The sequence below is a fragment of the Spirochaeta dissipatitropha genome, from assembly GCF_054657935.1.
Genome location: NZ_BAAHXT010000006.1, coordinates 267,801 through 283,963 on the forward strand (window position 1 = coordinate 267,801; position 16,163 = coordinate 283,963).

General features: G+C 48.7%; 21 protein-coding genes. 5 read left to right on the forward strand and 16 right to left on the reverse strand.

Annotated features, from left to right (window positions below):
* Positions 1-4: 4 nt before the first annotated feature.
* The 3 genes from ACYQ2L_RS09595 to csrA are packed head-to-tail and all read left to right on the forward strand — an operon-like array spanning position 5 to position 1,984.
* Positions 5-1,252, forward strand: coding sequence for a flagellar hook-associated protein 3 (locus ACYQ2L_RS09595; protein WP_460054549.1), 1,248 nt, complete (start codon positions 5-7; stop codon positions 1,250-1,252).
* A gap of 34 nt (positions 1,253-1,286) precedes the next feature.
* The gene (gene fliW, locus ACYQ2L_RS09600) at positions 1,287-1,730 is read left to right on the forward strand and encodes a flagellar assembly protein FliW (protein WP_460054551.1); all 444 of its coding nucleotides are present in this window, start codon (positions 1,287-1,289) and stop codon (positions 1,728-1,730) included.
* Positions 1,724-1,984, forward strand: coding sequence for a carbon storage regulator CsrA (gene csrA, locus ACYQ2L_RS09605; RefSeq protein ID WP_460054554.1), 261 nt, complete (start codon positions 1,724-1,726; stop codon positions 1,982-1,984). The genes fliW and csrA overlap by 7 nt, the downstream gene beginning before the upstream one ends.
* Positions 1,985-1,997: 13 nt before the next feature.
* Here the strand turns inward: csrA and tsaB are convergent, their stop codons facing one another.
* The 9 genes from tsaB to ACYQ2L_RS09650 form a co-directional block, all read right to left on the reverse strand.
* Complete coding sequence (gene tsaB / locus ACYQ2L_RS09610; RefSeq protein ID WP_460054560.1) at positions 1,998-2,696, reverse strand: tRNA (adenosine(37)-N6)-threonylcarbamoyltransferase complex dimerization subunit type 1 TsaB; 699 nt, start codon at positions 2,694-2,696, stop codon at positions 1,998-2,000.
* Entirely contained in the window at positions 2,693-3,169 is a 477-nt protein-coding gene (gene tsaE / locus ACYQ2L_RS09615) for a tRNA (adenosine(37)-N6)-threonylcarbamoyltransferase complex ATPase subunit type 1 TsaE (RefSeq protein WP_460054565.1), read from the reverse strand. Before tsaE ends, tsaB begins: the two co-directional genes overlap by 4 nt.
* A complete protein-coding gene (locus ACYQ2L_RS09620; protein ID WP_460054568.1) occupies positions 3,159-3,431 on the reverse strand; it encodes a hypothetical protein in 273 nt (90 codons plus the stop codon). The genes tsaE and ACYQ2L_RS09620 overlap by 11 nt, the downstream gene beginning before the upstream one ends.
* Before the next feature lie 7 nt (positions 3,432-3,438).
* Positions 3,439-4,404 carry a flagellar brake protein gene (locus ACYQ2L_RS09625; RefSeq protein WP_460054574.1) on the reverse strand — a complete coding sequence of 322 codons (966 nt, stop codon included), beginning with the start codon at positions 4,402-4,404 and terminating at the stop codon, positions 3,439-3,441.
* Positions 4,397-5,284: a DUF8042 domain-containing protein gene (locus tag ACYQ2L_RS09630; protein ID WP_460054579.1), complete on the reverse strand. Its 888-nt coding sequence runs from the start codon at positions 5,282-5,284 to the stop codon at positions 4,397-4,399. Before ACYQ2L_RS09630 ends, ACYQ2L_RS09625 begins: the two co-directional genes overlap by 8 nt.
* Positions 5,285-5,310: 26 nt before the next feature.
* The gene (gene fliD, locus ACYQ2L_RS09635; RefSeq protein WP_460054584.1) at positions 5,311-7,275 is read right to left on the reverse strand and encodes a flagellar filament capping protein FliD; all 1,965 of its coding nucleotides are present in this window, start codon (positions 7,273-7,275) and stop codon (positions 5,311-5,313) included.
* Between the two features lie 31 nt (positions 7,276-7,306).
* The gene (locus tag ACYQ2L_RS09640) at positions 7,307-7,687 is read right to left on the reverse strand and encodes a flagellar protein FlaG (protein ID WP_460054588.1); all 381 of its coding nucleotides are present in this window, start codon (positions 7,685-7,687) and stop codon (positions 7,307-7,309) included.
* 131 nt (positions 7,688-7,818) lie between these two features.
* On the reverse strand, positions 7,819-8,673 hold the full coding sequence (locus ACYQ2L_RS09645; RefSeq protein ID WP_460054593.1) for a flagellin N-terminal helical domain-containing protein: 855 nt from the start codon (positions 8,671-8,673) through the stop codon (positions 7,819-7,821).
* Between the two features lie 229 nt (positions 8,674-8,902).
* Positions 8,903-9,763 carry a flagellin N-terminal helical domain-containing protein gene (locus ACYQ2L_RS09650; protein WP_460054598.1) on the reverse strand — a complete coding sequence of 287 codons (861 nt, stop codon included), beginning with the start codon at positions 9,761-9,763 and terminating at the stop codon, positions 8,903-8,905.
* A gap of 286 nt (positions 9,764-10,049) precedes the next feature.
* Here ACYQ2L_RS09650 and ACYQ2L_RS09655 point away from each other — a divergent pair, with 286 nt between their 5' ends.
* Positions 10,050-11,348 (forward strand): hypothetical protein, encoded by a 1,299-nt coding sequence (locus ACYQ2L_RS09655; protein WP_460054602.1) that lies wholly within the window; start codon positions 10,050-10,052, stop codon positions 11,346-11,348.
* Between the two features lie 15 nt (positions 11,349-11,363).
* On the opposite strand, the gene ACYQ2L_RS09660 is transcribed toward ACYQ2L_RS09655, so the two are convergent.
* Entirely contained in the window at positions 11,364-12,476 is a 1,113-nt protein-coding gene (locus tag ACYQ2L_RS09660) for a tetratricopeptide repeat protein (RefSeq protein ID WP_460054609.1), read from the reverse strand.
* Entirely contained in the window at positions 12,473-13,342 is an 870-nt protein-coding gene (locus ACYQ2L_RS09665) for a PilZN3 domain-containing protein (protein WP_460054611.1), read from the reverse strand. Before ACYQ2L_RS09665 ends, ACYQ2L_RS09660 begins: the two co-directional genes overlap by 4 nt.
* Positions 13,343-13,389: 47 nt before the next feature.
* Here ACYQ2L_RS09665 and ACYQ2L_RS09670 point away from each other — a divergent pair, with 47 nt between their 5' ends.
* On the forward strand, positions 13,390-14,355 hold the full coding sequence (locus tag ACYQ2L_RS09670; protein ID WP_460054613.1) for an adenosine kinase: 966 nt from the start codon (positions 13,390-13,392) through the stop codon (positions 14,353-14,355).
* Positions 14,356-14,369: 14 nt separating this feature from the next.
* Here ACYQ2L_RS09670 and ACYQ2L_RS09675 read toward each other — a convergent pair whose 3' ends face one another.
* The 5 genes from ACYQ2L_RS09675 to infC all read right to left on the reverse strand — a co-directional run.
* Positions 14,370-14,678, reverse strand: a complete 309-nt coding sequence (locus ACYQ2L_RS09675) for a cell division protein ZapA (RefSeq protein WP_460054616.1) — start codon at positions 14,676-14,678, stop codon at positions 14,370-14,372.
* A 19-nt stretch (positions 14,679-14,697) separates the two neighbouring features.
* Positions 14,698-15,159 carry a cell division protein ZapB gene (locus ACYQ2L_RS09680; protein ID WP_460054619.1) on the reverse strand — a complete coding sequence of 154 codons (462 nt, stop codon included), beginning with the start codon at positions 15,157-15,159 and terminating at the stop codon, positions 14,698-14,700.
* A 3-nt stretch (positions 15,160-15,162) separates the two neighbouring features.
* On the reverse strand, positions 15,163-15,522 hold the full coding sequence (gene rplT, locus ACYQ2L_RS09685) for a 50S ribosomal protein L20 (protein WP_460054622.1): 360 nt from the start codon (positions 15,520-15,522) through the stop codon (positions 15,163-15,165).
* A 49-nt stretch (positions 15,523-15,571) separates the two neighbouring features.
* Positions 15,572-15,769 (reverse strand): 50S ribosomal protein L35, encoded by a 198-nt coding sequence (gene rpmI / locus ACYQ2L_RS09690; RefSeq protein WP_460054625.1) that lies wholly within the window; start codon positions 15,767-15,769, stop codon positions 15,572-15,574.
* Between the two features lie 28 nt (positions 15,770-15,797).
* Positions 15,798-16,163: translation initiation factor IF-3 (gene infC / locus ACYQ2L_RS09695; RefSeq protein WP_460054627.1), on the reverse strand; the 366-nt coding region annotated here is incomplete at its 5' end.

The following is a 16,163-nucleotide window of genomic DNA, read 5'->3' on the forward strand; positions in this document are numbered from 1 at the left end:
GATCATGAATAGAGTCAGCTCGAATTACAGCAGTAATAATATGATGTTTCATACACGGAATCGCGAACTTGAAATGGCACGCTCACAGAATCAGATGGCCTCCCAAACCCGGATTCAGGAACTGCGTGATGATCCGATCGCAGCGGCTCATTCAAGCCGTCTGCAGTCCTACGACGCCCGTCTGGAGAGGTTTCACAAGAACTCCCTGACAGCCATGGACCGTCATCGCCATACCGAAGGTCAATTGTATCAAGGGGTTGAAGTCATGCAGCGGATCCGCGAACTAGCGGTGCAAGGTGCGCATGGAACCTATAGTCCTGAGGATATGAAGCTCATGGCTGTTGAGGTGGATGAGCTTCTGCAGGAGATGCTTAGCATAGCCAATGCCAGGGACGGAAAAGGCAAAGCGGTATTCGGAGGTGGACGGAGCGATAACCTGCCTTTTCTGGCTTCTATGGGAAATGTTCCCGGTGCAGGGAGGGAAATGATCAGCGAAGTCCGCTATACCGGAGACATTACCAGGAACCTTGCTGAGGTCTCGGAAGGGGTGTATATGCCCTTGAATTTTCCCGGAAACGAGGTTTTCTGGGCTGAAAATCAGCAGGTTTACTCGAGTGTTGACGCCTCTGCATTCACAGTGCAGCAGGACTCATCAATCAGTATACAGGGAAAAGAGATTCAGCTTCAGGAAGGTGATTCTGTATTTGCTGTTATGGCAAAAATCAATGCCTCCGGTGTAGGAGTCAGAGCCCGCATGGATCCGGTCGACAATTCACTCGTAATGGAGACTACCAGCCCCCAGCAGCTATGGATCCAGGATAATGGAACCGGCACGGTATTGCAGGATCTCGGAATAACAGCTGGTGGAACCGAGCGACCTCCTCATAACATAGCTGCAACAGCTCAGGTCTTCGGTGGCAGTGCATTTGACATGATCATTCAGCTTCGGGATCGATTGATGGAGGGTCGTCCTTTCGAGATCGGCGGTGATGGTCTCAGGGGCGTTGACCAGGCAATGGAGAGTATGCTGACAGAACTTGGCAAGCTAGGCGCCCAGCATGCCCGTCTGGAGAAAGGACTGGATACCCTGTCGTATAACCGCCTTGTTACCGGAGAACGTAATTCCCGCTTTGTGGACCTTGATATGGCGGAAGCAATAACTGAACTGAAACGTCTTGAGAGCACGCATAAGGCAGCCCTGTCTGTGTCTGCCCGAATAATGCAGACCACACTGCTTGATTTTATTCGCTGATCTTTAGCCTGATACATGAAGTGAGGAAACCTGAATGAAAATACAATCAAAGGCATACGGAGAGATAGAGATAGATGAACGGCAGCGGATCCTGTTTTCCCAGGGAATTCTGGGCTTCGAGCGTCTGCAGGAGTTTGTCCTCATGGACGCCCACCAGCAGCCGTTTTACTGGCTTCAGAGTTCGGAACTGGTAGAGGTCGCATTTATACTGATTGATCCGCACATATTTCGTCCTGATTATGATATTTCCCCCTCTGCGGAGGACTTTGAGGATGTTGACTACCAGGAAGGGGATGATCTGCTGGTATTTGCCATCGTTACTATTCCGGAAGAACAGCGGAGAATGACAGCTAATCTACAGGGCCCTATTATTATCAACAAACGGAACCGCATAGCAAAACAGGTTATTGTGACCGACCAGCGCTGGCAGGTGCGTCACAATATCTTTGAAGAACTGGCAAGGACCCGCGCATGTTAGTCCTGGCAAGAAAGAAAAACGAACGAATTCTTATCGGCGATCAGATAGAGATTTCCATTATCGAGATCAAGGGAGATCAGGTGAAAATCGGTATTCAGGCACCTAAAAATGTGTCGGTGTATCGTCATGAAGTATATGAAGCGATTCAGGCCGAGAACCTTGAAGCATCGCGCTCCATTGCATCCTTACCCGATTTTTCAGATTTTCAGCTCCCCCCTGGTCAGTCTGATAAGAGTGAAAACCAGGGGATGTAGCACCGGGGAAATTCTATTTTCCCTCTTCGGCCTGGCTCAAACGGTAGTATTCGGGGCCCTGATCATTCCTGTCAGACTCTCCGCGGAGGAAAGCCTCTGCAGCAAGTTCGGCTGTTCCGGCTGAGCAGCCGCTGTTGAGCCCGGTAAGAAATTTGCTGCTTCCTGTGAAATCCCTGAACGAATCCGCATGGGGGCCAAGCACTCTGATATCCTCGGGGAGAATATGATGTTTATCCAGCAATTCTTCTGTCTGTGTGATGTCAGCATCAATGACCGGACTCAGGATTTGACCACTGGAAGTGAATAACTGCAGATAATAGCGCTGTTTTTTTCCGTCTATGCATGGGAGCAGGTATGCACACTCATGTTCAGCGTGACACTCATGTTCAGCATGAAAGCTCCGTACCATGGCTTCCAGTGTGGGTATGGAAATCAATTTGGGATTGTCATGACCCGCACAGAGCCCCTTGCAGAAAGCCGCTCCGATTCTCAGGCCTGTAAATGAGCCGGGGCCTCTTGTCCAGGCTACTACATCGATTTCTGACAGGGGGCAGGTCTTCAGCAGCTCTGCAGCAGCTTCTGCAACCTGTTCAGCATGACGCAGCCCCTGACGCTCTTCTATAAGCTTATCCACACCTGGTCCACGAAGCCTGGCCTGAAATATTTCGGTACTCGTATCGTATGCCAGAACCATTGGTTTTTGGATGCTCATGAATCCGCCTTTTTTTCCTGTTTCAGGTTCTGTGTGAAACTCTGCGGTTCAGGGCTTATAGTAATCAATCTTGTATCCTTGCTGTCACCAAAGGCCATGTGAACCGTGATTGCTGCAGGAAAAATTGTTTCGGGTACCCGGTCAGCCCATTCAATCAGCATGATATAATCAGGATCAGAAATCATTTCTATGAGGCCTAATTCATCCAGTTCCTCTTCACTGTTAATCCGGTATAGATCGACATGTATAAGCCCTGGTAGGCCTCCTTCACCCTTGTACTCCTGCACGATGGTGTAGGTGGGGCTTGTTATCGGTTCAGATATGCCCAGTCCGATCGCTGCACCATGGGCAAGTACGGTTTTTCCGAGCCCGAGTCCTCCAACTACGCGGATGATTGATCCGCCTGTCAGTGACCTGCTCAGTGCAGCCCCGATTTTTTCTGTATAAGATGATGTAGGTGATTCAATCTGCATCTACTAAGGTACCTTGCTTGTCCATGTCAGCAATAAACTGCTTGAGCTGTTGTTTTGCAGGGATTATAGGGTAGTCAATCGATTCCAGATAATCAATATTTATTGAGGTGCCGCCAAGCGGTGAGTGCTCGATGGTAAACTTTATGTGTTTTTCTTCCGGTTTACGTCCGAGATACTGCAGCACTGCATGTGCATGGAATATCCGGCGGTAATGAATATGTGAGTTGATATGTGAAATATTTCTGAGTTCAAGTATCTGCATCAATCCCCTACCTGCCGATTCTGTATTCTCCGAATCCTAATACAAAAGCATCAATCGTGTTAAGATGATGTCTCGACAAACGGGTGAACTGCAGGTGCATTCGTGAACCCATGCGGGACGGGTTTACACCGACTACCTTTCCGTATAATTCGATATGATCACCGGCTGGTGTATCGAATTCTGCTTTCAACAAACTGCCTTTTTCAAGAGGGCTGCGGCAGCGAATGCAGCAGCCGCCGGCTGAAATATCCTCGATTTTACCCATATACCGTCGTTCCTGCAGAACGCGGGCTCTCTTTTTTACTTCCTTTTTCCCCGGGACGGTTTCGATAACGATCGGGTAGTAATATACTGGCTTTTCATAGAGTCGCCGTGGTGCCTTGCGCTTGCTGATCACTCTGAGGTTTGCGGAGTGACTGAGAAACATTGTAGAGATACCGCGTACGGTATTGTAGCCTACGTTGGTACTGGCGAATTGATACAGACGGCCTTCATCACCGATTGCCTGGACGTATATCTTGCTGCCCTTGCGGACTCTGACCTGATTTCCCTGGTTATCCCTTGGTGTCTTGATTCCAAATGCGCTTTGGGTGTTGGCGGTGATTACGCTCTGGTATACGGAATTGCTGTCTGTCTTTATTTTGACATTCATCCCGGTACCAAAATCCTTTGTACTGTCGTATCCCTGTTCCTGCCGGTCTCTTTCAATCTGCAGTTTTCGTAGAGCTTCATACACATTATGCAGCAGCATTTCATCAGAGCTGCTTGGAGTCTCCCGTTTTCTGCGGCCCACATGAAGCCGTTCCGCATAGGTCATGAGGAAGTCAAGATCATTCAGCAAGCGTTCCGGCAGAGGCAATTGATATTTTTCCGCAATAAGAAGTAATGCGGAAATTTCATCATCGTTGAGACCCCTGCCGTGTGCGGCATGCTTGAACCTCATTTTCGGGATCAGTCCGAGTTTCTTAGCCATGATGCGCCTCTTGGACCTTTGTGCATACTGTTTCAAGCAGAGGTGCAATTTCGTACTCTATTATGTCCCCGATACTTACACTATCCTGATCTTCCAGTGCCGCTTCCAGTTCCTGGAGGAGCCGATTGAGATCCTGCTGCTGGGATTCTATACCGGAAAGATCGATTGAGTGCTGAATATCGGACCTGGCAGGAAGATAACCGAGGCATCTGAGCAGTTTTGAAAGCAGTTCACAGAGATTAAACACGGTATGCATGGCTTCACGCTGATCCATCGACTGCAGCTGGACAGAAACCTCCAGAATTGCCGGCATCAAATCCATAATTCTATCGGCTGCGTTCGCTGCAGATGCATCGGGATGTATTATCTCTCTTGATCGATCCTGCAGGATGGATCGTGCCATCTGGATAATTACGGCAACGGATTTCCGCTGTTCTTCTCCTGGTTCGTGTTCCTCGGCGCGAAGTGCCAGAATGATGGTGTGAAGATCGGTTCTTCCTTTACTATCACCACTGATTTCCCTGTTCAACTGATCCTGTATATAGGGATATTCCATCGCAATATCCTGAATCTGTTGTAGATTTCCCTTGAGAACGCCTTCTTCCAGCAAATTCAGGTAGTCATCCATTACGGTGAGGCCACGCAAGCGGTATTCCAGAGGACTGCAGGTTGTTATTTCCAGTTGCTGTGATTTTTGCGCTTTCTGCTTGCCGGTTTCTGGATCAGGCGGGGAAGAAATAGGTTTTCCGTCAAGCTGAACTTCAGCAATTATTTCACCGGCTGATTCAACCCAACTACCAAGTTGGTCAAGAACTACTTCTATGGTGTCTGTTTCATTTATTGTCACATCTAATTGCTGCTCGTTCATCCGGATTTTCATAATTGCCCTGCTTTCGTAATTTCTGTTTATCTATTGTTATTTGGATTCATGCTTTCAAATCGCTGTGCGTTTGACTCCATCTGTTGTATTGCCCCTTCCATACGTGCAAACTCACGTCGGAGTTGGTCCGCTGATCGTTCCAGCCGTTCATTATATGTTTCGATCTGCCGATCATTACGTGCTATGGAAGAGTCGATGGTACTGGTTCTGGTGGCAATTATACCGCCAGTCTGTGTATACGGTCGGGTAAGCCTGTTAACTTCAAAAGCAACGCCGCTGTTAACCGCTCCGTCACTGTTTGAATCGAAGCCGAAAAGCCGCCGTACGCCGTTGAAATCGCTCTGCAGGGCCTCATCCAGAAGGTTTTCATCAATCTGCAGATATCCGCGGAGGTTAGATGGATCAAAACCACGATTGCCTCCGGCTGCATTTGTTGAAACACCGATCTGCGACATCATGGAAAAGCCCTGTCCGTCTTCAGTGGGATACGCAGCGGATGTCGCATTCTGAAGTGATCGGATGAGCTGATTCAGGGTATTGTCACCTCTCATCATGCCCAACCGTTCCAATGCTGTTTCTCGTTCTTCTGTTGTGAAATATGCAATCTCGTTAACGATTTCCTCATCGGCACGTGAGAGAATCAACACTTCGGTAAAAAGCTGATTGTAGTATCCGGCAAATTCGATTATGGCATCTTTGCTTGCTTCACGATCTGGTCCGACCTGAACTTCAACCGGTTCAGCGCTTGCTCTCCTCAGGTTGAGGGTAGTTCCTGGTATAATGTCATCAATTCTGTTCTGCGGCCGCTGAAAATCGATACCATCCACCCGTACGATTGCATCCTGTGCGCTGGTCAGAGGATTTACGGCCTGGTAGTCACCGCGGGCAGCAGCATCATAGAGCCGGATATTTCTGACAGAAACCTCCTTCAGGCTGTTTCTGTTTCGAATCTCCAGACTGTCGGGGCTCTGCACCTGCAGATCCCTCAGCGATATATTTACGGTCTCGTATTCACCGCTTTCCCGCGGTGCAGGCAGACGAAATTCCCTGCTGCCGCTGCGGATAAACAAGGTATTCGGGTCTTCAACTACGGGAGGAGGTTCTGGTGGAGTCATATCCGGCAGATCTATCTCCAGGGCATGGTCGCGAAGGCTGACCCCCCGTAAGGTAATACTGTCCGCACCGGGAAGTTCCGGACCGGGGGGCGTAGTTATCTCGCTGCGTTCTTCCTCGGGAAGTGAGGTAATACGTACTTCCATTTCTATCCGGAGATCCTGTGCTTCCAGGGAGGGGAGGGGGATATCCAGTTTTGATTCCGCCTCGGCAATCGCCTCAGTGCGGTTTCCCGGCAGCTGTACCTGTATTTCAGAAGATCGTGCCTCTTCAATAAGTCCGATGTCCAGGGCAAACTGCACGGCATCATCCTCGAATCCCAGGGTATTATCCGCCCCTTCATGCAGGGATTCAATAATAAACCTGCTTGTGGATGGTGTATCCTGAACAACCCTTGTCCGTATGTGGTCGCCCATTCTTCGGTTCAGTGAGGTAATAAAGTTTTCCAGATTGCCGCCTCTGTAGCGCAGGCTGTGCTCCCGATCACCGATGGTGAAGGTGTATGTTCCTTCTGGGACCTGCAGATCGCGTGCAATCGGATTGCTGGAAAACCGGTCAGCGGCCGCAGTTTGACGTACAATTACATCAACACGGTCCTCCTCTGCGCTCCGTGATGCGGATGCTGTCAGGATCAGTTCATTACTGGAATTCGCTATTCTGCTTCTGAAAGGGCTGTCAATGCCGAAGAGTCTGTTTGATGCTGACTGGAGTGCAGAGAGATTCCTGTTGACCTCCTGCCATGCACGCTTCTGGGCTTCCTGTGTCTCGACCTGCCGCTCAAGGCGCCGAACAGGGGCTGCTTCAGCTTCAATGATCTTATCTATCTGTTCCTGAGAGAAAAATCTATTATTTACGCCAGGAATAGTTATATCTGACATCAGCAGTATCCCCGACCGCTGAACCAGCGGTCTATATTTCTTCGTCTATTAGCAGTCCGACAGCTTCCCGGATGCGCATGCTTATTCGCTGCAGCTCTTCGGGAGGCAGTTCTTTAATTACTTTATCGGTATCAGCATCAACGACCTTGATGATTACTCTATTCAGATCTGAATTGATGGAGTATTTCAGGCGTCTGTGAAGAAAACTGGAGGTCTGCTCGAGTTCTCTGAGGACAGGTTCCAGTTCTTTTACCTGCTTACGGGTCTGTTCCTGCTTTTCCGCTTCTTTTTTGTGAACTTCCGCTATTTCGGCACGGGCGGCGTCATTTTTGACAGCCTCAGCCTTGGCTGCGGTATGATGAGGTAGGTTCTGTGTTCGGGCATCTGCCCTTGTATCAATCTGGAAAGCCATTGCTTCCTCCCAAACCTGTTAATCAGGGTTCAAGGAATGAAGAGAAGGGGAGGCGCGACTCCCCCTCCTTCGTGTTGCATTTCCAACCAAAAGATGACGTCCAGAAATCTCTTGGGGAATCAGCGGAGGTCTTATCCCAGCAGCTGCAGCACGCCCTGAGGCATTACATTTGCCTGTGCAAGCATTGCCTGGTTTGACTGGGTCAGGATCTGGTTTCGAACGAATCCGACCATTTCTGATGCCATGTCAGCATCTCTGATCTGTGACTCGGCCGCCTGCAGATTTTCAGATGCGGTAGCAATTCCTTGCTGTGCCATCTGGAAACGGTTCTGGTATGCACCAAGATCTGCACGCTGACGGTTTACCGCCTGCAGGGCTGTATCAATAGCTCCGATTGCATTGTTAGCGCCTTCGGGGGTTGAAAGGGATATGACTCCATTCTCGCCCTGTGCGTCCATCAGGCCCAGAGCTGCAGCGGTCATTGTACCAATGTAAACCCGCTCGTTCTGGTCCATGTTTGCTCCAATCTGGAACTGCATGATCTGGCCTGTTGCAGAATCTGCTGCAAATGCGCCTGTCAGCATATTCATGCCGTTAAACTGCGCATGGCTGGCGATCCGGTTGACCTCGTCCACTAACTGCGAAACTTCGACCTGAATCTGCATTCGGTCTTCCGCTGTGTAAATTCCGTTTGCCGACTGTACTGACAGTTCACGTACGCGGTGAAGAATATCCTGTGTCTGCTGGAGATATCCCTCGGTTGTCTGAATGAATGAAACTGCGTTCTGAACGTTTCTCTCAGCCTGATTCAGACCTCGGATCTGGCTTCGCATCTTTTCAGATACTGCAAGACCTGAAGCATCATCGGCGGCTTTGTTGATCCGCATTCCGGAGCTGAGCTTCTCTATGCTGCTGGTAGTTTCTGATGTACGGAAATTCAGCTGTCGATTGGCAAACGCTGCGCTCGCATTGTGGTTAATTATCATATAACCCTCCTTGTTGGTTCTTCTTGGGCAAATCCGTTGCCCAACCTGTGCCGAACAACCCCCGATAAGTCTTCGCGCTTTCTTACCGGATGCTATTACGGGGAAACCGCCCTGATAAAATCAGGGGGTTTCTCCGCATTTCGACCTGAACCTGGAGAGTGTTTTTCAAAGAACAAGGGTTCCTTCCCTCAAGTGGAAGGAACCAAACCTCATTCTATAGGTTAATACTCTAACCCAAAAGTTGCAAGACTCCCTGAGTACGAACATTAGCCTGGGCAAGCATTGCCTGGCTTGACTGCATAAGAATCTGGTTCTTTACGAATTCAGCGGATTCTTCAGCCATGTTTGCATCACGGATTCGGGATTCTGCGGCCTGAAGGTTTTCAGCACCGATGTCGAGTCCCTGAATTGCGAATTCAAGGCGGTTTTGGTATGCGCCGAGATCAGCCCGCTGCTTGTTCAGAGTCTGCAGGGCTGCGTCCAGAGTTCCGATAGCTGCATTCGCATTATCGGGTGTAGAGAGGCTGAGTACTTCCTGTCCGTCCATGCTCATTACACCAAGGGCCTGTGCGGTCATTGTTCCAATGTGAACCCGTTCCCGCTGATCCATGTTGGCTCCGATATGGAAGTACATAGAAGCTGTAACCACGTTGTTTCCCTGGTCCTGCGCAAAACGACCGGTCAGCATGTTCATGCCGTTAAACTGGGCATGTGATGCGATTCGGTTTACTTCCGCCACCAGCTGACTTACCTCTACCTGGATCTGCATGCGGTCTTCGTTGGTGTAGATACCGTTGGCTGACTGTACTGCCAGCTCACGAATTCTCTGCATGATATCCTGAGACTGCTGAAGGTATCCCTCAGTGGTCTGTATAAAGGAAATACCGTTGGTTGCATTGGCTGAAGCCTGTCGCAGACCTCGAACCTGTGAACGCAGTTTTTCTGATACTGCCAGACCGGATGCATCATCACCTGCACGGTTGATGCGGAGTCCAGAGCTCAGTTTTTCCATGCTGCCGCTTACTGCCTTGTCATTGAGACCAAGCTGTCGGTTGGCGAACATTGCGCTCATGTTGTGATTAATAATCATTGTGATCCTCCTTGAATCGTTTCGCGGGCATCCTTGCCCTTTTTCAGTTCGGTAATCGTGGCCACTTTTACCAATTACTGTTTTTTTTTTCTCAAGCCATCCACAATTGTGTCCGACATTAAGATTAGGGGTAGGTCATGCTGCAGGCCCTCGGGACCTGAAACAAGAAAAACCCTTACCAACAGGATCGGCATCAGTACCGAAAATCTTTAACAAAAAAAACAATATTTATTTTAGACCGAGGAAATTGGCTTTTTCAGCGATATAATGGGGCCGAGGAAAATAAATGAAAAAAATATGCCTGATTCTGATTTTATCTGTATTCACAGTATTGCCTGCGGTCAGCCAACGCCCGAGAATCGCGGTTCTTGATATTCAGTCTTCAACCATTGATCCTGCCCAGGCAGTTATTCTTACGGATATTTTCCGGACCGAGCTGTTCAAAACCGCGCTTTTTCAGATAGTTGAACAAACACAGATCCAGCAAATTGTGTCAGGTGGCGAGGCGATTAGCAGCGGTACACTCGGCAGGCTTGCTGAAGAACTTGATATTGAGTCGATTATGGTTATGAACCTCGAAAGGCTTGGTACTGAACGCCTGGTTTTTAATGTCCGGATTATTGAGGTTCCTGACTTACTTCTTGTATATACCGAGAATTTCTTTCTGCCCAACGAAGATCATTTGTTTGATACCCTGGTTGAGCTTACGCAGAAAGTGCGACGTTTCTTTTCCGATGATGATACGGCATCGCTGTATACGGAAGATGCATGGTGGCTGCAGCTAGGCGCCGATGAACGCCAGATTGAATTGTTCGGCCAGCTTGGACTGGAGCCGGGGGATTATACCAGCTTGCGTCAGTATGATATAAGCTTTGGAATCGAGGATTTTGAACATGCCGTTCGACGTAATTGGGATCTGTCGGCGATTCAGCAGTTTTTTCAGGCCGAGATATCATACTACAATGTGAAGAGGGCTTTTTCTCTCGGATTGTTTTCCCTGGATCATTACCGTGCGGCTTTCCGCCCCAAGGGTTTTGATTTTAATGACTATATTGATGCATATGAGAACAACATTCTTTCTCCCGAGGAATACCGTAGGTACAGGGAGGGATACAGACGTGATCATCTAATCGCTGGTATTGGAGGTGTGGCAGATAACTTCCCGATTGTAAATGCAGATTTCGGCTATCCCCTGGTGCAGGTTGGCTGGGAACACTTCTGGACGAGTTATCAGCGGAATTTATGGAAAACAAGTTCCGAAGTAGGATTGAAGTTCCTTCTGATTGCACCTACGCCTTATCTGCGCTGGAACTTCTATATAGGTCAGCCTCCGTATTATCTGAAGCTTGGGGCCGGTGTAGCTTCCGAGCTTCTGCTTGGAGGTCATGTTTCGGTTTTCAGTTCTGTAGGGATCGAGGTTCTGGAACACTTCGAGGTATCTGTGCTAACAGCATGGACTGGAACTCAGCCCCAGGTTTCTTATACCGATCTTGAAACCCGGCGCGATGAACCGGGCTACGTGGGTCTGAGTTTCCCTTATTACGGAATCATGTTTAGCATGAAACTGACAAATTATTTTTTCTGAGAAGGTCTTTGGGGCCTATTCTCTACTGCGTAAGTGTTCCAGATATTTCAGGGCAATCGGGTCTTCCGGGTCATAATCAAGAACTGTCTCGAAGAAGCCTCGCGCCTGATCATAGTCTTCCATCTTCAATGCGAGTACACCAAAGTTGGAAATGACTTTGGTGTTTTGAGGTTCCGCTTTGAGGGCAGTTTCCAGTGCATGCCGAGCGTCCTGATATCGATTCAATTCCATGTAGCAGATTGCCAGCTCGTTCTGGGTATCTGCCTGACCGTGATGCAGTTCTGATGATTTTTCAAAAGCAGTGGCGGCGTCCTGATAGCGGCCAAGTCTCCTGAGACCCCAGCCAAGCAAAAACCAGGCGTTCCATACCTTGGGGTTGTCCCGGAGGAATTCCTGTATGCGTTCCAGGCCTCGTTCTTCCTGCCCCATAGCTATAAAGTCGTATGCTTCCTTGAACTTGGTATCCTGGAGATTCTGGGTTTCAATTGTCTGACGGAGTCGATTGGCTTTCTCAATCAGCTCTTCATCCTCGCCTTCGCTGATATAGGCCTGCAGATGATGAAGCGCCTGGTCAAATTCGTTATGTCGTGCATAGAAAAAGCCGGCATTTAGATGAGCGATAATAGGAACGTCATCCATTTGGAAGAGCTTGTGATATTCATTGAAAGCAGCTTCAAGGTATTCCTTTTGCAGGACTGTGTTTTCTATTTCCGAGAAAGCCTGGGCTCTCTGTTCGCAGATCAAGCTCAGATTCATCTGGCTGAGAGCATTATCCGGTTGCAGATTTGCGAGGGCACGGAAAATTTCTTCAGCAATAGCCATGTCTCTGTTTCGTGCTTTTATTACTCCGGTTTCCGAAAGTTCTTCGGGAAGATCTGGTTTTACAGACAAGATGAAATTCCTGAAATAATCAACATCCTGGTGATCGGGCTGGTATGCAAGTATTTTGAGCATCGCAGAGATAATGGCTTCCCATGAAAGTTCGCTGATCGACCAGTCCTGTTCCTGGCTGGATTCAACTGGAAGCAGTATCGATGGATTAATCTGGAAGCCCTCAATATTATGCTCCCAGTCTTCCGGTACAGAGATGTACATAATGTGCTCAAGGCTGGGGTGAGTGTGTTTCATTGCGGCTCCTTGTTATTCTCATTGTCCTGCGCCTCTAATTTCTGGACAGGGGTTTTCGGTTTTGTGATAGTTTTAAGGTATGCATTCAGTCGAAGTTTGTAGCGCATTGGTATAGTATCTTCCTTGAATTTAACGGCAAATGCTGCCAGGTCGCTACGGCCTTCAACCGGTTCAAATCGAATAATTGTTCCCGGAATATCTATGCTTTCTGGCGGTTCGGTAAACCCTAGTCGGAGTACAATATCTTTTTTGACCAGGAACTGGGCGACGCCCATAAGGATAATCTTGCTTCCTCCAAACGATATATCCCGTACTATACATTTCCGTGGAATACCGTCAACCATCAGCATTCCTCCCTTTGACGTCAGACTGAGATTCTGGATAGTAGTATTTGTCAGAACAACGCGTTCTTCCTTGCGATTATGGGCCGCACTGTTTGCTTCCTGTATACGGCCAAGGATTTCAATTAAATCGTTTGGAGGCCGCTGGGTGAATGTCATAGAGATGAAGTGCAGATTATTGTTCGGATCACCGGATTTATATGGAGTGAACCCGGTAATTCTACAAGGAACGAAAAAACTGATTGGGTTCCGCTTGTCACGCTGCAAAAAACTGAAGCGCAGGTTGATTGCAGCTTTACTTTCCTTCAGACTTTTCTTGAGTGTCGGCGTTATATTTGCTACTATCTTGGCACCTGACAAGGACGAGGAATAGATTACACAAGGCCATTGATAGCCCTGCAGTTTTATATAAATCTGCTTGGTGTTCAGCAGTGAGGCGCGAATCACTTCCTTGGTAAATGTTATATCAACATCCTTGAAAGCATCGTAGTATCGGGTTATCTGGGAGCTGGTAGTAATGGACATACCTTCTTGTCATTCCTTTGGCGGCCCAAGATGAAAGGCAGCGTTATATGAAAAATCTCTATGGCTTCGGAAATCCGCTTATGGACAGTATACACCATGTTTCAGAAGGTGTAATCATCTCGGCGGGCTTTGTGCCCGGCTCAATGAATCTGGTTGATTTACAGCAGCGTTCGGAAATCGAACGAATTGCAGGTCCAGGCAAGCAGACTGCCGGTGGCAGCTGTGCTAACACACTGCGCGGAGTTGCTCATCTTTCCTCTGCATCACAGGCGGATATTCGCTGCACCTACACAGGAGCTGTCGCGCATGATACACAAGGGAGGGCATTCGAATCAATCCTTCATGAGCTAAATATTCGTTCACATCTTGCATTCAAGCCGGATTGCTCAAGTGGGACATCCAACGTTTTAGTTAGCCCGGATGGCCAGCGTACTATGTTTACTTACCTTGGTGCATGCAGGGAGTTCAGCAGCAGTGATCTGCATATATCTTCTATTCAAGCCTCAGATGTGTTTTATACAACCGGCTATATGTGGGACAGCCCGGGCCAGCGACAGGCAGTTGAAGAGGCCATGAAAGCTGCCAGGGAAGCTGCCGTGATGGTGGCTCTTGATATAGCGGATCCTTTTGTTGCAGACAGATATCGTCCGGAACTCATGGCTGCGCTCAAGCTTTATTGTGACCTTGTTTTCTGTAATGAGGATGAATTACGCAGTCTTCTGGAGCTTCCGGACGCAGATAGGCAGTCACTTATGGATGCAGCCGGGCAGCATGACGTGACCTGGTTGGTCAAGCTGGGCGCTGATGGCTGCTGTGTAGTTAACCGATCACTCAAGTGTATGGTTCCGACGATCGCAGTTGAGCCACTTGATACAACCGGTGCTGGAGATGCATTTGCGGCCGGATATCTGTATGCTGTAATGCAGGGAAGGGGACATGAAGAAGCGGCGGTTGAAGCGAATCGACTCGCAGGCAGGGTAGTGTTGACTGAAGGTTGTGCCTATACCTCCTGAACACGGGTTTGTATTTAATCCTGCAGGCGTAGATCCAGTTGTCGGATAAGATCCTGTGTGATTTGCTGAATGTCGATTTGATGTTCGGGGTTTTTGCTGGTGCTGCTGCGAGCATGATCGGTTCCCAGCTGAGACTGTAGCTGGAAAAGTTCGTCTGCTACCATAAGCGCGGTGATAATGGAAATTTTCAGGGGGTCATCGGTTCGTACATTTCTGCCGGTATCGGCTATTTTATCTTCGAGGAACCGAAGCAGTTTTTCAACATACTCCGGTTCCTCATCGGTTGCAATGGAAAAGCTTGTACCTAACAGGTCTATCTGCACGCCGGTTCTCCGATTTTCATTAGAATATATCTAGTTCGGCCTCCGGCTGATGAGCCGGTTCCTCTTCATAATAATCGGTAACTTCTGTCTGCTGTTCATCGCTGTCCTGCACTTCGGCCTTGGCTTCTTCGTGTTCTTCATTGGAAGAATCGGGAGCTTCGGCGGCAGGAGGATCAGTTTGATCAGCTTCTTCTTCAATTACAATGCCTTCTTCGGCACCGCCGGCTTGTACAGGCTTGCTTGCCTGTGCAACCGCATCCTCAAGTGAATCCAGATGTGAAAGGGCATGTAGAATGCCTTCCTCTATCTGAGCATACTTCGTGCTGTGAGCGTCGATCTGATCCTGCAGTTCGGCAGCCCGGTTCTCGGCCATCTCGGCGCGTTCCTGCATTCTGCTGTTTTCCTGCTGTAATGTGTCGATCTTTTTGACTGCTGCGAGCACCCGCTCCTGCAGTCGCTGTATTTGCTCAAGCTGAATCATGCTTTACTCCCCGAGGTTTTTCTTCGCAGTCTTAACCAGTTCCTGGAATGCCTGCGGATCTTCAATTGCGAGGTTGGAAATAACCTTTCGGTTGATTGCTACCTCGGCTTTGTTCAGGCCAGAAATGAAGCGTGAATATGTAATGCCTTCATTTCGGCAGGCGGCAGAAATACGGGTAATCCAGAGTCGGCGGAATTCCCTTCTTCTTACCTTGCGGTCGCGGTATGCATAGCTGTGTGCTTTTGCAACTGCGTCTTTTGCAGTTCTGTGCAGCTTGCTTCTGCGTCCCCAATAGCCTTTTGCCTGTTTCAGAATTGCGTGGCGACGGTCTTTCCGTCTGGTGCCATCAACTGATCTTGCCATTATGGTCTCCTTGCATGTTCCGGTCTTATACCGGTAATCTCAGCCTGCGTTACGCGTAAGGCAGCAGTTGCCGTGCTCGCTTCTGTTCTGCAGGACTGAGAATTCCGGCTTTTCGGAGTTTTCTCTTCCGCTTGGTGGACTTTTTGCTCAGGATATGTCGAAGTCCCTGTTTTTTATACTTCACCTTACCGTTTTTGGTAATGGTGTAGCGCTTGGCCGCACTTTTGCGGGTTTTCATTTTAGGCATGTATTACCTTCCTTACCGTAAATTTGTATTACTTCTTGGTCAGCTTCGGACTGAGGATCATCGACATAAATCGACCTTCCATCATGGGCTTGCGATCTACTGCGTACCCGTCTTCAAGCAAATCCAATACTTTATCCAGTACTATCAATCCGCGTTCAGTGTGAGCAAGCTCACGTCCCCGGAAACGGATTGTGACTTTTACCTTGTTGCCATCTTCAAGGAAGTCTTTGACGTGCTTGGTTTTAAACTGCAGATCGTGAGGTTCAATCTTTGGCTGCATACGGATTTCTTTCAGCTGCGTCTGTTTCTGCTTTCGCTTTGTCTCACGGTTTTTCTTGTCCATTTCGAACTTGTACTTACCGTAATCCATGAGCTTGCATACAGGTGGATTTGC

Coding starts and splice junctions, on each gene's coding strand:
- ACYQ2L_RS09595 (WP_460054549.1), top strand. CDS start 5: ATGAATAGAGTCAGCTCGAATTACAGCAGTAATAATATGATGTTTCAT.
- fliW (WP_460054551.1), top strand. CDS start 1,287: ATGAAAATACAATCAAAGGCATACGGAGAGATAGAGATAGATGAACGG.
- csrA (WP_460054554.1), top strand. CDS start 1,724: ATGTTAGTCCTGGCAAGAAAGAAAAACGAACGAATTCTTATCGGCGAT.
- tsaB (WP_460054560.1), bottom strand. CDS start 2,696: ATGAGCATCCAAAAACCAATGGTTCTGGCATACGATACGAGTACCGAA.
- tsaE (WP_460054565.1), bottom strand. CDS start 3,169: ATGCAGATTGAATCACCTACATCATCTTATACAGAAAAAATCGGGGCT.
- ACYQ2L_RS09620 (WP_460054568.1), bottom strand. CDS start 3,431: ATGCAGATACTTGAACTCAGAAATATTTCACATATCAACTCACATATT.
- ACYQ2L_RS09625 (WP_460054574.1), bottom strand. CDS start 4,404: ATGGCTAAGAAACTCGGACTGATCCCGAAAATGAGGTTCAAGCATGCC.
- ACYQ2L_RS09630 (WP_460054579.1), bottom strand. CDS start 5,284: ATGAAAATCCGGATGAACGAGCAGCAATTAGATGTGACAATAAATGAA.
- fliD (WP_460054584.1), bottom strand. CDS start 7,275: ATGTCAGATATAACTATTCCTGGCGTAAATAATAGATTTTTCTCTCAG.
- ACYQ2L_RS09640 (WP_460054588.1), bottom strand. CDS start 7,687: ATGGCTTTCCAGATTGATACAAGGGCAGATGCCCGAACACAGAACCTA.
- ACYQ2L_RS09645 (WP_460054593.1), bottom strand. CDS start 8,673: ATGATAATTAACCACAATGCGAGCGCAGCGTTTGCCAATCGACAGCTG.
- ACYQ2L_RS09650 (WP_460054598.1), bottom strand. CDS start 9,763: ATGATTATTAATCACAACATGAGCGCAATGTTCGCCAACCGACAGCTT.
- ACYQ2L_RS09655 (WP_460054602.1), top strand. CDS start 10,050: ATGAAAAAAATATGCCTGATTCTGATTTTATCTGTATTCACAGTATTG.
- ACYQ2L_RS09660 (WP_460054609.1), bottom strand. CDS start 12,476: ATGAAACACACTCACCCCAGCCTTGAGCACATTATGTACATCTCTGTA.
- ACYQ2L_RS09665 (WP_460054611.1), bottom strand. CDS start 13,342: ATGTCCATTACTACCAGCTCCCAGATAACCCGATACTACGATGCTTTC.
- ACYQ2L_RS09670 (WP_460054613.1), top strand. CDS start 13,390: ATGAAAAATCTCTATGGCTTCGGAAATCCGCTTATGGACAGTATACAC.
- ACYQ2L_RS09680 (WP_460054619.1), bottom strand. CDS start 15,159: ATGATTCAGCTTGAGCAAATACAGCGACTGCAGGAGCGGGTGCTCGCA.
- rplT (WP_460054622.1), bottom strand. CDS start 15,522: ATGGCAAGATCAGTTGATGGCACCAGACGGAAAGACCGTCGCCACGCA.
- rpmI (WP_460054625.1), bottom strand. CDS start 15,769: ATGCCTAAAATGAAAACCCGCAAAAGTGCGGCCAAGCGCTACACCATT.